Source organism: Methylobacterium mesophilicum, from assembly GCF_022179445.1.
Lineage (GTDB): Bacteria > Pseudomonadota > Alphaproteobacteria > Rhizobiales > Beijerinckiaceae > Methylobacterium > Methylobacterium mesophilicum.
The window spans coordinates 231,215-243,044 of the sequence record NZ_BPQU01000002.1; the positions used below are offsets into that span (position 1 = coordinate 231,215).

Annotated in this window: 14 protein-coding genes; 4 read left to right on the forward strand and 10 right to left on the reverse strand. The window is 69.6% G+C overall.

What is annotated here, in order from left to right:
• The first annotated feature begins 195 nt into the window (after positions 1-195).
• From MFF40_RS03685 to MFF40_RS03695, 3 genes are all read left to right on the forward strand, one after another.
• Positions 196-786: a hypothetical protein gene (locus tag MFF40_RS03685; RefSeq protein ID WP_238259704.1), complete on the forward strand. Its 591-nt coding sequence runs from the start codon at positions 196-198 to the stop codon at positions 784-786.
• A gap of 119 nt (positions 787-905) precedes the next feature.
• Entirely contained in the window at positions 906-1,175 is a 270-nt protein-coding gene (locus tag MFF40_RS03690) for a hypothetical protein (protein WP_147897949.1), read from the forward strand.
• Between the two features lie 106 nt (positions 1,176-1,281).
• Positions 1,282-1,545, forward strand: a complete 264-nt coding sequence (locus MFF40_RS03695) for a hypothetical protein (RefSeq protein ID WP_147897950.1) — start codon at positions 1,282-1,284, stop codon at positions 1,543-1,545.
• A 27-nt stretch (positions 1,546-1,572) separates the two neighbouring features.
• On the opposite strand, the gene MFF40_RS03700 is transcribed toward MFF40_RS03695, so the two are convergent.
• The 9 genes from MFF40_RS03700 to MFF40_RS03740 form a co-directional block, all read right to left on the reverse strand.
• On the reverse strand, positions 1,573-2,469 hold the full coding sequence (locus MFF40_RS03700) for a dihydrodipicolinate synthase family protein (protein WP_147897951.1): 897 nt from the start codon (positions 2,467-2,469) through the stop codon (positions 1,573-1,575).
• A gap of 127 nt (positions 2,470-2,596) precedes the next feature.
• Complete coding sequence (locus tag MFF40_RS03705; RefSeq protein ID WP_147897952.1) at positions 2,597-3,598, reverse strand: branched-chain amino acid ABC transporter permease; 1,002 nt, start codon at positions 3,596-3,598, stop codon at positions 2,597-2,599.
• A 9-nt stretch (positions 3,599-3,607) separates the two neighbouring features.
• On the reverse strand, positions 3,608-4,510 hold the full coding sequence (locus MFF40_RS03710; protein ID WP_147855732.1) for a branched-chain amino acid ABC transporter permease: 903 nt from the start codon (positions 4,508-4,510) through the stop codon (positions 3,608-3,610).
• A 333-nt stretch (positions 4,511-4,843) separates the two neighbouring features.
• Positions 4,844-6,076, reverse strand: coding sequence for an ABC transporter substrate-binding protein (locus MFF40_RS03715; protein ID WP_147897954.1), 1,233 nt, complete (start codon positions 6,074-6,076; stop codon positions 4,844-4,846).
• A gap of 98 nt (positions 6,077-6,174) precedes the next feature.
• Positions 6,175-6,900, reverse strand: coding sequence for an ABC transporter ATP-binding protein (locus MFF40_RS03720; protein WP_187278119.1), 726 nt, complete (start codon positions 6,898-6,900; stop codon positions 6,175-6,177).
• Positions 6,893-7,645 carry an ABC transporter ATP-binding protein gene (locus tag MFF40_RS03725; protein ID WP_147855729.1) on the reverse strand — a complete coding sequence of 251 codons (753 nt, stop codon included), beginning with the start codon at positions 7,643-7,645 and terminating at the stop codon, positions 6,893-6,895. The genes MFF40_RS03720 and MFF40_RS03725 overlap by 8 nt, the downstream gene beginning before the upstream one ends.
• Positions 7,646-7,735: 90 nt before the next feature.
• Positions 7,736-8,428 carry a GntR family transcriptional regulator gene (locus MFF40_RS03730; protein ID WP_147855728.1) on the reverse strand — a complete coding sequence of 231 codons (693 nt, stop codon included), beginning with the start codon at positions 8,426-8,428 and terminating at the stop codon, positions 7,736-7,738.
• Positions 8,429-8,588: 160 nt separating this feature from the next.
• The gene (locus tag MFF40_RS03735) at positions 8,589-9,371 is read right to left on the reverse strand and encodes an SDR family NAD(P)-dependent oxidoreductase (protein WP_147897955.1); all 783 of its coding nucleotides are present in this window, start codon (positions 9,369-9,371) and stop codon (positions 8,589-8,591) included.
• A complete protein-coding gene (locus MFF40_RS03740; protein WP_147858045.1) occupies positions 9,368-9,562 on the reverse strand; it encodes a hypothetical protein in 195 nt (64 codons plus the stop codon). The genes MFF40_RS03735 and MFF40_RS03740 overlap by 4 nt, the downstream gene beginning before the upstream one ends.
• A gap of 147 nt (positions 9,563-9,709) precedes the next feature.
• Between MFF40_RS03740 and MFF40_RS03745 the strand changes: the two genes are divergently transcribed.
• Positions 9,710-11,053: an APC family permease gene (locus MFF40_RS03745; RefSeq protein ID WP_147897956.1), complete on the forward strand. Its 1,344-nt coding sequence runs from the start codon at positions 9,710-9,712 to the stop codon at positions 11,051-11,053.
• A 27-nt stretch (positions 11,054-11,080) separates the two neighbouring features.
• Here MFF40_RS03745 and MFF40_RS03750 read toward each other — a convergent pair whose 3' ends face one another.
• Positions 11,081-11,632: an SAM-dependent methyltransferase gene (locus MFF40_RS03750; RefSeq protein ID WP_238259781.1), complete on the reverse strand. Its 552-nt coding sequence runs from the start codon at positions 11,630-11,632 to the stop codon at positions 11,081-11,083.
• Between the last annotated feature and the right edge of the window lie 198 nt (positions 11,633-11,830).

Genomic DNA, 11,830 nt, shown 5'->3' on the forward strand with positions numbered 1-11,830 from the left:
AATCTCGGTCCGCTCAACCCGTCCGGACGGAAGCATCGCCGGCAGGGCCGGTCCAAGACCGGGCTCGCGACCTGCGTATTGAATACCGACTCTTCAAGAAAACGGTTTGCTCGGCGGCGCCCGCACGGCAACGAGAAGCTTGGCGGCTCCGGACAGCCGCCGAGATGGGTCATGAAGAGCGTTGCACATTCCCTGATGGCGGCGCTTGCTGCTTTCGCCGTCCTGTCGCCTTCGATCGTTGCGGCCGTTCCCGCGGGCCGAAGCGCGGAACAACCCCGCCCGCCGGTCGATCGCAGCGCGCTCATCGCGGAGCGACAGCAACAGAGGTGGCAGCAGCTTTCGGGCTCGATCTGCACCGGCTGCATCACGGTGGCCAACCGCGTCGCGCCGGTCAGCTACGACAAGCCGAGCCTGGTTAAGCTGGCGCAGCGCCCGACCCGCCTCGCGACGGCCTCGGGGCGGCCTCGGGCGAAGGTGCGGCTCGCCCAATCGCGACGCGCCAAGATGCGGCTCGCCCAAATACGACTTGTCCAGATGCGCAAGCGCTACGCCCGGCTTCATCGGCACGACCGGCGCCGGCTCGCGGCGGGGGCGCTCCCGGTCCGGTTGGCGAAACGCCCGCCGCCGCAGACACTCGCGCTGCAGGGCGGGCTACCGGTCGGGCCGATCCGCGTCGAGTACCGGTTGCCCGAACACCCGGTCGAGCGGCCGTGGGTGCCTCAGGACGACAACCGCTGGCACGCGACGATCCTGCCGGCCTCGTCGGTACGCCCGCGACGATCCTGACACGACGCGCGGCGCCGTCACGGCGGACGCCGGGATCGGAACGCGATACACCGCCCGGCAGACCGGGACGGGCGATCGAACCCCGCCTCCCGCATACCGTTGTGCCGGCGGAGTTTCCCGTGACCGTCATCCGCCTCGTCGCCGCCGGCCTCGCCGTCTCGCTCAGCCTCGGCTCGGCCCGGGCGGTGGATCGCGATCTGACCGGCAGTATCGCCCGCCCCGCCGGGGGCGAGCCGGCTCAGGATATCGCGGTCGCCGCCCCTGACGGGCGGACCACCGCGGTCGTGCTTCCCAAGCAGAGCGTGACCATTTCGGCCCCCGTCCAGAGGGTGCTGCCACCGCTGAAGCCTCTGCCGAAATGGGATCCGCGGGTCTGCATCGGCTGCTGAGCGGTGTCCCGCGAAGGCGCCGCCGGCCAGACGGCTTCAGATCGGCGGAACTTGGCGGCGGACGCGCGCGTCGAACCGGTAACCCCATCGATCGCCCGAGTTGACCATGCGCGCCATCCTCCTCGCCGGCCTCTGCCTGTCGCCGCTTCTCGCGACCCCCGTCCTGTCCCAGGTGCAGCAGAACAATCCCAACGCTGCGAACCAGTCCATGGAAAACAACAACCAGCTGCGGTCCCTGCGCCAGGAGCAGACGACGCAGGGCAACACGCTCCGGATGGAGATCCAGCGGAATCAGGCCGCGACGCCGGCCCCCAACACCGGGCCGAACGCGGTCGCCCCGATCGGCGGCGGAACCGGGATCGGCCGCTGAGCCGAACCCGGGTCCCGCCGCCCGCGATCAGGCGATTGCGGGCAGGGCGGGGCGGCTCTCGATCGCCTTGCGCACGATCGCCTCGACCTCGGCCCGCCGCGCCCCGGACAGGGGCTTGCGCGGACCGCGCACATGCTCGGTCGAGTTGATCGCGAGGGCTTCGGCGAGCTTGATGTTCTGGACCAGGTAGGTCGAGACATCGAGGTCGAGGAGCGGCCGGAACCAGCGGTAGATCGCCAGCGCCTCCTGGGTGCGCCCAACCTGCATCAGCCGGTAGATCGCGACCGTCTCCGCCGGGAACGCGCAGACGAGGCCGGCGACCCAGCCGCAGGCGCCGACCGCGAGCGCTTCCAGGGCGAGGTTGTCGACGCCGGTGAGGACGGCGTAGCGGTCGCCGAGCCGGTTGATGATCTCGGTGGTGCGGCGGATGTCGTCGGAGGATTCCTTGATGGCCACGAAGCGCGGATCCGCGGCCAGTTCCTCCATGATCTCGGGCGTGACGTCGACCCGGTAGGCGACGCGGTTGGAATAGATCATCACCGGCAGGTCGCCCGCGGCCGCCACGGCCCGCAGGGTCTCGACCGTTTCGGCCGGATCGGTGTGGTAGATCGGGCTCGGCACCACCATCAGGCCGCTGGCGCCGGCCTTGGCCGCCTTGGCGGCGAGGTCGCAGGCCTCGCGGGTGCCCGCCTCGGACACGGTCAGCAGGGTCGGCTTGCCCTTGGTGACCGACTGAGCCCGCTTGAGCACGTCGATGCGCTCGTCCTGGGTCAGCATCGGCCCCTCGCCGAGCGAGCCGCACACGATGATGCCGTCGCATCCGGCGTCCATCTGGAGGCTGAAGCAGCGCTCCATCTCGGCATGGTCGAGGCTGCCGTCGGGCTTGAACTTGGTCGTGACGGCGGGGATGACACCGGTCCACATGGTCGAATTTCCTTTTGTGTCAACGGTTTGAACAGTGCCGCGCTCGGGTCGCGCGGCCATGGCTTCGCCCACGCCTGGCACGGCGCGGCGGCGAAATCGGCCTGCCCGTCGGGGCAGGAGGCGCGGCTCAGGCCGCCTCGGCGGCCGGGGCGGGTGCGCGGGTGGCGGTCGGGACCGGGCGCGTCTTGCCCCGCTCGGCCCGGCGGCGGCGCAAGTGCAAGAACTCGCCGACGACGCCCCGCCGGAAGAACGAGACGCAGACGATGAAGATCAGGCCGATCACCACGGTCACGAGGTCGCCGATGGTCGCGAGGTAGTTCTGCAGCCCGACCACGAGCCCGGCCCCGAGCAGCGGTCCGAAGATCGTGCCGACGCCCCCGAGCAGGGTCATCAGCACCACCTCGGTGGAGGTGTGCAGCGAGACGTCGTTGAGGGAGACGAGCTGGAACACCAGGGCCTTCATCGCCCCGGCATAGCCGGCGACCGCCGCCGAGATCACGAAGGCCAGGAGCTTGAAGCGGTCGGTGTCGTAGCCGAGCGACGTCGCCCGCGCCTCGTTGTCCCGCACCGCCTGCAGGATCTGGCCGAAGGGCGAGTGGACCACGCGGTCCACGAACAGGAAGCCCGCCGAAAACAGCGCCAGCGTCACGTAGTACATCACCGTGTCGGAGGTGAGGTCGAGCCCGAACAGGCTGCCGCGCGGGATGCCCTGGAGCCCGTCCTCGCCGCCGGTCCAGCGGATCTGCACCGCCAGGAAATAGACGATCTGCGAGAGCGCCAGGGTGATCATCGCGAAGTAGATGCCCCGCCGCCGGATCGCGAGGCCGCCGATGGCGAAGCCGACCAGAGCCGCCGCGGCGACGCCCGCCACGAAGGCCGCCGGCATCCCCAGCGGGTGGTTGCCGAAGCGGATCATCAGGGCGCCGGTGACGTAGCCGGCGCTGCCCAGGAAGGCGGCGTGCGCGAAGGACACGAGCCCGGTGAAGCCCAGGAGCAGGTTGAAGGCGCAGGCGAACAGCCCGTAGCACATCACCTTCATCACGAAGACCGGGTAGATCAGCCCCGGCACGAAGGGGACGGCGAGGGCGAGCGCGACCAGGACGAGGACGATCTTGAAGGTGTTCGACATCGGCTCCCCTCAGACTTCGCGGCCGAACAGGCCGGCCGGGCGCACCAGCAGGGCCAGCGCCATGATGACGAAGACCACCACGGTCGAGGCCTCCGGGTAGACCACCTTGGTCAGCCCCTCGATCAGCCCGAGGGCGAGGCCGGTCATCATCGCGCCGAGGATCGAGCCGAGGCCGCCGATCACCACCACGGCGAAGACGATGTTGAGCAGGTTGCCGCCCATCAGCGGCGTCACCTGCATGATCGGCGCGGCCAGCACCCCGGCGATGCCGGCCAGCGCCACGCCGAACCCGTAGGTCAGGGTGATCATCACCGGCACGTTGATGCCGAAGGCCTGGAGCAGGCGCGGGTTCTCGGTTCCGGCGCGCAGGTAGGCGCCGAGCTTGGTCCGCTCGAACAGGTACCAGGTGCCGAAGCAGATCAGCAGCGAGGCCACGACCACGAAGACGCGGTACTTCGGCAGCAGCATGAAGCCGACATCGACCGGCCCCTGCAGGATCTCCGGCGGCTCGTAGCCCTGGCCGGAGACGCCGAACACGTATCGGAAGCCCCCCTCCATCACCAGCGCCACCCCGAAGGTCAGGAGCAGGCCGTAGAGGTGGTCGAGATGGTAGAGCCGGCGCAGCAGCGTGCGCTCGATGACCATGCCGAACAGGGCGACGCAGAGCGGAGCCAGAACCAGCGCGACCCAGAAACTGATCTGGAAATCGGGATAGCCGAGCCAGGGCCCGATCTGGGTCAGCCCGATCCAGGCCAGGAACGCCGCCATCATGAACTGCGCCCCGTGGGTGAAGTTGATGATGTTGAGCAGCCCGAAGATGATCGCGAGCCCCATGCTCAGCAGGGCATAGAAGCAGCCGCCGATCAGGCCGATGGTGAGCTGGGCCATGAAGGCCTGGAAGGTGATGTCCATCGTGGGGTCACCGGCGGGTTGGAGGGGTCGGACGGTCTTTTCGGGGATGCGCCACCAGGGCTACGGCTACGCAGGGTCGAGACACGGTCGCTCTTGCAGGGCTCGACGTGCCCCCTCTCCCGAGCGGGAGAGGGTTGGGGTGAGGGGCCAGGTCTTTCCGGAGATGTCGCATCCCTCACCCTGTCCCTCTCCCGCTCGGGAGAAGGGACCTTCGCTTTCTACGGGCGACGATGTGACCGCGCCCGCCATGCAACCCTCTGTAGTCCGCTGCCACACCGGGGAGGGGACGCGCGCCATCCCGGAGGCCGGTGCGCGCCCTTGCGCGATATTGCTTCAGCCCTTGGCGTTGAGCGGGCAGGCATCGGAGGGCTTCGGGAACACGTCGTCGCCCTTCAGGACCGCCCGGACGTTGTAGAAGTCCCAGTCGCGCTTGGATTCCGCCGGCTTCTTCACCTGCAGGAGCAGCATGTCGTGGACGAGGGCGCCGTCGGTGCGCAGCTTGCCGTTGCGGATCACCGCGTCGTCGATGGTCATGGTGCGCAGCTTGCCCATCACGGCGCCGGCCTCGTCGGTGCTCGCCGCCTCGATCGCCTTCAGGTAGCTGAGTGCGGCCGAGTAGACCGCCGCCTGCGACGCGCTCGGCATGCGCTTCATCTTGGCGAAGTACTTCTCCGCGAAGGCGCGCGAGCGGTCGTCGTAGTCCCAGTAGAAGGCTTCGGTGAGGTACATGTCCTGGGCCTTGGCCAGCCCGAGGCTCTTAACGTCGGTGATGTAGGTGAGCAGCGGGGCGATCACCTGCTTGTCGCCGCGCCCGATGCCGTACTCGGCGGCCTGCTTGACGGCGTTGATCGTGTCGCTGCCGGCATTGGCGAGCGCGATCACCTGCGCGCCGCTCCCCTGCGCCTTCAGCATGAAGGAGGAGAAGTCGCCCCCCGGGAACGGGTGGCGCGAGACGCCCAGCACCTTGCCGCCCTCGGCCTCCACCATGGCGGAGGCGTCCTTCTCGAGGGAATGGCCGAAGGTGTAGTCGGCGGTGACGAAGTACCAGGTCTTGCGGCCGGTCTTCAGCAGCGCCTTGGCGGTGCCGGCCGCGAGCGCGTAGGTGTTGACCATCCACTGCGCGTTGAGCGGCGAGCACTTCTCGTTGATCGCCGCCATGGCGACCCCGGCCGAGAGCATCGTCACCCGGTTCTTCTGCTTGGCGATCTCCATCACGGCAAGCGCGGTCGAGGAGGTCGGGAAGTCGGCGATCATGTCGACTTTGCCCTGGTCGAACCATTCCCGGGCGAGGTTGGCGGCGATGTCGGGCTTGTTCTGGTGGTCGGCCGCGATGAGCTCGACGGGGGCGTTCAGCACCTTGCCGCCCATCTCGTCGATGGCGATCTGCGCCGCCACCGCCGAGCCGCGCCCGGTGAAGTCGGAATAGATGCCCGACAGATCGTTGAGGATGCCGATCCTGACGACGCCGTCGCTGATCGCCTCGGCGGCGAGCGCCGGCAAGGGGATCGACAGGGGAGCCGACGCGAGCGACGCGCCGAGAACGTAACCGATGAACCGTGACCGCATGTTCCCGCCTCCTGTTCGTCCGGATTACTCGCCCCTGCCGGAGCTTTGTCTGCGCATCGTCGTTTTCCGAAAGCCGGCAGCACCTTTCGGGATGAGGCTCAGAGGCCGAGCAGGCGCCCGACCTCGGCCTCCCGTGACGCCACCGCGTCCGCCGGGATCTCGGCCGCGACCCGCCCGTGCTCGATCACGTAGTGGCGGTCGGCGAGATGCCGGGCGAAGTGGAAGTTCTGCTCGACCAGCACGATGGTGAAGCCACGGCTCTTGAGCAGGGCCACCGCCCGGCCGAGCGCCTCGACGATGACCGGGGCGAGGCCCTCGGTGATCTCGTCCAGCAGCAGGATGCGGGCGCCCGTGGTCAGGATGCGGCCGAGCGCGAGCATCTGCTGCTCGCCGCCCGAGAGGCGGCCGCCGCCGCTGTCGGCCCGCTCGGCCAGGTTCGGGAACAGCGTCAGCACTTCGGCCACCGACATTCCGCCGGGACCGAGGCGGGGCAGGAGGGTGAGGTTCTCCTGGGTCGTGAGCGAGCGATAGATGCCGCGCTCCTCCGGGCAGTAGCCGAGGCCGAGCCGGGCGACCCGGTGCGTGCTGAGCCGGATCGTCTCCTGCCCGCGCACCCGCACCGAGCCGGCGCGCCGATCGGTCAGGCCGAGGATGGCCTTGAGCGTGGTGCTGCGGCCAGCGCCGTTGCGGCCGAGCAAGGTCACGCACTCGCCCTCGCGCACCGTGATGTCGATCCCGTGCAGGACGTGGCTCTCGCCGTACCAGGCTTCGAGCCCGCGGATCTCCAGGGCGATGGCGGCTTCGGGCAAATCTACCTCAGGCATGTCCGCCTCCGAGATAGGCCGCCTTTACGCCGGGATCGTTGGAGACCTCGGCGTAGCTGCCCTGGGCGAGGATCTCGCCGCGCTGGAGCACGGTGATCGCGTCGCAGAGGTCGGCCACCACCGACATGTTGTGCTCGACCATCAGGATGGTGCGGCCCACGGCGATCCGCCGGATCAGCCGCTTGATCCGGTCGACATCGTCGAGGGCCATGCCCTGGGTCGGCTCGTCGAGGAGGAGGAGGGGCGGATCGAGGGCGAGCGTCGTGGCGATCTCGAGGGTGCGCTTGCGCCCGTAGGAGAGATCGGCGGCGTTGGTGTCTGCGTAATCCGCCAAGCCGACATCGGACAGAAGCGCCATGGCCTCGTCGTCGAGCACGGACAACGAGCGAATCGAGCGCCAGAACCAATATTGCGTCCCCAATCGCCGCTGGAGCGCGACGCGGACATTGTCACGCACGCTCATGTGCGGGAAAGTCGCCGAGATCTGGAACGAGCGCACGATTCCCCGCCGGGCGATCGCCGCCGAACTCTCGTGCGTGACGTCGGTGCCTTCGTAGAGGATGCGTCCGCCGGTCGGCGTGTGGACCTTGGTCAACAGATTGAAGAACGTGGTCTTGCCGGCGCCGTTGGGGCCGATGAGCGCGTGGATGGCGTGACGGCGGACCGCGAAGTCGACGTCCCGGACGGCGGTGAAGCCTCCGAACGCCTTGGTCAGCCCTTCCGTCACCAATGCGTGCTCAGCCACGACACCCTCGCCGGCTCCATTGCTGTAGATTGTATAAAATCTGCATCCGCGTCAAGCATCCTGTGTGGCGACATCCGCGCCTTGGCGGGCTCACCCGGCCTGGGCGTTCCGGTAGATCGCCACCAGCGATACGGCGGCGTGCGCGATATGCGCTTGCAAGAGTTCGGCCGCCTGGGAGATCCGGCCCACCTCGCAGAGCGCCACGATCTGTGTGTGCTCGTGATCGGCACGCGCGGTGTCCCCGGAAGCGGACAGCTGCAGCCGCGTCGGGCGGTCGCAATCCTGCAGCAGGGCGGAGACGATGCTGAGCGAGCGGGGGCGATCGGCGTAGCGCAGCAGATCGAGGTGGAAGCTTCGGTTCAGCTCGCCCCACCGATCGACCTGGCCGGCCTCGAGGGCCGCGCCGTACCCGTCGGTGAGGCTGCGCAGCCTCCGGTAATCCGCCGCCCCGAAGCGGCGTGCGGAGAGCGCCAGCAGCGGCGGTTCGAGCTGTTCGCGCAGGCGGAAGATGTCTTCCACCTCCTCGACGGACAGGCCGGCCACCACCGCCCCGCGATGCGGCACGATCTTGACCAGCCCTTGCGCCTCCAGTTGCAGCAGCGCCTCCCGGACCGGGATGCGGCTGATGCCGAACTCCTCCGCCAGCGCGTCCTGGCGCAGCTGGATCCCGGGCGCGAACTCACCGTTCAGGATGCGCTGACGCAGCGATTCCGTGACCGCGGCCGAGACGGTCTTGTGGCGCAGGCGATCGGTGGCGGGGGACGGAGACGTCGGATCGGGCATCGGCACCTCGGCATGCGTGTAGATTTTATCCGAAGTTGATGCGCTGCGACAGACGGGGTCCTCACGGGGCCAAGACGTTGCCCGAAGGACGTCCCGCAGACCACCGGGCCGGCCCGACTGGGCGACGCCGCCCCCGCGGCGAGAGGGCCGGGGGTGCCGCTCAGTCCCCCCGTTCGCCGCGCAGGGTCTTGAGGCCGATGCCGGTCGCCTCGAAGCCGCCGTCGACGGCGAGCTGCTGGCCGGTGACGAAGGAGGCCCGTTCGGAGCAGAGGAACACGATCGCCTCCGCGAGTTCCGACTCCAGGCCGTAGCGCCCGAGGGGGACGGCATCGTGGTAGTCGGCGCGGATCTCCGGGCTGTGGACCGCCTTGGCCATCGCGGTGTCCACCGGCCCCGGGGCGACCGCGTTCACCCGGATCCCGAACTGCGCCAACTCGACGGCCTGCTGCTTCGTGAGCTGGGCCAGCGCCGCCTTGCTGGTGCCGTAGGCGGTCCGCAGCGTCGAGGCGCGCAGGCCCGAGATCGATGTGATGTTCACGATCGCGCCGCCACGTTCGGCGAGCAGCGGGACGGCCGCCTGCGTGCACAGGAACGGCCCCGACAGGTTCACGGCGAGCACCCGCGACCAATCGTCGAACGTGGTCTCCATCAGCGGCTTGAAGATCGCGATGCCGGCGTTGTTGACCAGCGCGTCGAGCCGCCCGAACCGGTCGGCGACCTGCCGCATCGCGCCTGCGACCGCTTGCGGGTCGGAGACGTCCGCGGTGACAGCCAGCACAGCCTCCGGCCGGCCGAGCCCGGCGGCGGCGGCCTCCACGGCCGGGCCGTCGATGTCGAGGAGGGCGACGCGCCACCCGTCCGCGAGGAACCGGCTCGCGGCAGCAAGTCCGATGCCGCGGGCCGCCCCCGTCACCAGCGCGGTCCGGTCGTGGGTGTCGCTCATAGCGTCATATCCGTCGGCGAGGGCCGCGCGTCGGCGGCGGGGGATCGTTCCGGCAGCGGCGCCTCGCTCATGGTGCGCGACAGCGGCACCACTCGAAACAGCTCCCACAGATCCATACGATGCGGGACTTGAATTTCCAGTCCTTCCGTCGGCAGCGCGGCACCGACCGCGAAGCCCTCTGCGCGCGGCAAACGGACGCCTCGGCACCTTCGGGGCCTGCATCCGCGTGACTGCGATTCGCAACGCGGCTAGCACGGTGATGGCGGGACCGTGCCGACGCGGTCCGGTCGTGCGCCGAGGCCCCCCGTCCCGGCGGCTGGCCGCGACGGGCCGACGTCATGACCGACCGATCCGGCGCTGCCAAAGCCGCCCCGACCGTCTCCACGCTGGCGGCGACGGCCATCGTCGTGGCCGACATGATCGGCATCGGCGTCTTCACCAGCCTCGGCTTCCAGGTCGCCGACATCCCGTCCGGCTTCACGCTGCTGCTGCTGTGGTTCGTCGGGGGCGTGGTCGCGCTGTGCGGGGCGCTCTGCTACGCCGAACTCGCCACGATGTTTCCCCGCTCCAGCGGCGAGTACAACCTCCTCACGCAGATCTACAGCCCGGCGATCGGGTTCATGGCCGGGTGGCTCTCGGGCACTGTCGGCTTCGCCGCGCCGGTGGCGCTCGCCGCCATGGCGCTCGGCCAGTACGGCAAGGCGGTGCTGCCCGGGGCGCCGCCGCTCCTGCTCGGCCTCGCGGCGATCTGGATCGTCTCGCTGGTCCACCTGCGGGGTACGCGCCACAGCAGCGCGTTCCAGATCGGGTTCACGCTGCTGAAGCTGGCGCTGATCGTCGCCTTCATCGGGGCGGGTTTCGCGTGTGGGGGCGGCCAGGCGATCGGCTTTTCGCCCGCTTCGTTCGATCCGGCGCAGGTCGTCAGCGCCAGCTTCGCGATCAGCCTCGTCTTCGTGATGTACGCCTATTCGGGCTGGAACGCCGCGACCTACATCGTCGGCGAACTCGCCGACCCGCCGCGCAGCCTGCCGCGGGCGCTGTTCTTCGGGACCGGCCTCGTCGTCGCGCTCTCGATCGCGCTGAACGCGGTGTTCCTCTACACGACGCCCGCCGCCGAACTCGCCGGTCAGGTCGAGGTCGCCGTGATCGCCGGCCGTCACGTCTTCGGCGATGTGGGCGGCCGCATCGTGGGCGGGCTGATCTGCGCCGGGCTGATCCCGACGATCGGCGCGATGATGTGGATCGGCCCGCGCGTCACCGTCGCGATGGGCGAGGACGTGGCTCTGCTGCGCCTGTTCGCCCGGCGCTCGCGGCGCGGGGTGCCGGGCGCAGCGCTTCTCCTTCAGGCCTGCATCGCCACCATCCTGCTGTTCACCCAGAGCTTCGAGGCGGTGCTCGACTTCATCCAGTTCAGCCTGATCCTGTGCTCGTTCCTAACCGTGATCGGGCTGATCAAGCTCCGGATCACCCGGCCCGACCTGCCGCGGCCGTTCCGGGCCTGGGGCTACCCGGTGACGCCGATGATCTTCCTGTCGGTGACGCTGTTCATGCTGGTCCACCTCGTGACCGTCCGGCCGCTGCAGTCCCTTGCGGGGCTCGCACTGATGCTGGCCGGCCTCCTCGTGTACGGCATCGCGACGGCGCGGGAGCGGACGACGGCGCGCAGGGCGCCGCCGCGGTGAGGCCGGGGCCGCGCGCGATCACACCTGTCAGGGAGCGGGCTTGAACGCCCGCAGGACGTCCAGCCGATACTCGGCGGTTCGCGACTGCTTCAGGACCCGCGCAAAACCTTGGGCGCCCGCGATGAAGCCTTCCGCCGCCTCGTCGCCGGAGAGCGGGTAATGGGTGACGCCGAGCCAGTGGACCAGCACGATGTCCGCTTCGGGAAGCACCGAGCCCGCCACCCGGGCGACCAGCCGGGCAAGGTCGGCGCGGTCGAGATAATAGGCGACCTCGGAGATCAGGATCAGGTCGAACCGCCCGTCCGGCCATGCGCCCGGGACGGCCGCGAGCTGGAAGCGCACGTTCGGGCAATCGGCGCAGCGCGCCCGGGCGTCGTCCAGGACGGACGGCACAACGTCGAGCCCGATCAGCGCGTCGCACCGGGGGCAAAGCTGATGCGTGAACACGCCGATCGAGCAGCCGACCTCGAGGCCCGACGCGTAGCGGGCCCGCGGCAGGGCCGCCAGCGTGGCCGCATACTTGTCGCGCTCATAGGCGCTCGTGGCGAAGCGCCACGGATCCGACTCCGTGGCATACATGCCCTTGAAGTAATCGGTATCGAGGCTCTTCGCGCGGCGGCCCGTCGGCGTCTCGGCCGGCTGCTTGGGGTCGGCCTCGGCGCCTGAGGCACTTTGAATTCCGAGCATCGCGCTCGTCACGGCCGCGCCTCCGGCTTGCAGCAGGCGGCGCCGGGAGGCTGGCTTGCGATCACGCACGAGGGGCCTCACCGCGCCTTC

Excerpts from the sequence above, each read along its gene's own strand:
- MFF40_RS03685 (WP_238259704.1), top strand. The coding sequence starts at position 196 with ATGGCGGCGCTTGCTGCTTTCGCCGTCCTGTCGCCTTCGATCGTTGCG.
- MFF40_RS03695 (WP_147897950.1), top strand. The coding sequence starts at position 1,282 with ATGCGCGCCATCCTCCTCGCCGGCCTCTGCCTGTCGCCGCTTCTCGCG.
- MFF40_RS03700 (WP_147897951.1), bottom strand. The coding sequence starts at position 2,469 with ATGTGGACCGGTGTCATCCCCGCCGTCACGACCAAGTTCAAGCCCGAC.
- MFF40_RS03705 (WP_147897952.1), bottom strand. The coding sequence starts at position 3,598 with ATGTCGAACACCTTCAAGATCGTCCTCGTCCTGGTCGCGCTCGCCCTC.
- MFF40_RS03710 (WP_147855732.1), bottom strand. The coding sequence starts at position 4,510 with ATGGACATCACCTTCCAGGCCTTCATGGCCCAGCTCACCATCGGCCTG.
- MFF40_RS03715 (WP_147897954.1), bottom strand. The coding sequence starts at position 6,076 with ATGCGGTCACGGTTCATCGGTTACGTTCTCGGCGCGTCGCTCGCGTCG.
- MFF40_RS03720 (WP_187278119.1), bottom strand. The coding sequence starts at position 6,900 with ATGCCTGAGGTAGATTTGCCCGAAGCCGCCATCGCCCTGGAGATCCGC.
- MFF40_RS03730 (WP_147855728.1), bottom strand. The coding sequence starts at position 8,428 with ATGCCCGATCCGACGTCTCCGTCCCCCGCCACCGATCGCCTGCGCCAC.
- MFF40_RS03735 (WP_147897955.1), bottom strand. The coding sequence starts at position 9,371 with ATGAGCGACACCCACGACCGGACCGCGCTGGTGACGGGGGCGGCCCGC.
- MFF40_RS03745 (WP_147897956.1), top strand. The coding sequence starts at position 9,710 with ATGACCGACCGATCCGGCGCTGCCAAAGCCGCCCCGACCGTCTCCACG.
- MFF40_RS03750 (WP_238259781.1), bottom strand. The coding sequence starts at position 11,632 with ATGTATGCCACGGAGTCGGATCCGTGGCGCTTCGCCACGAGCGCCTAT.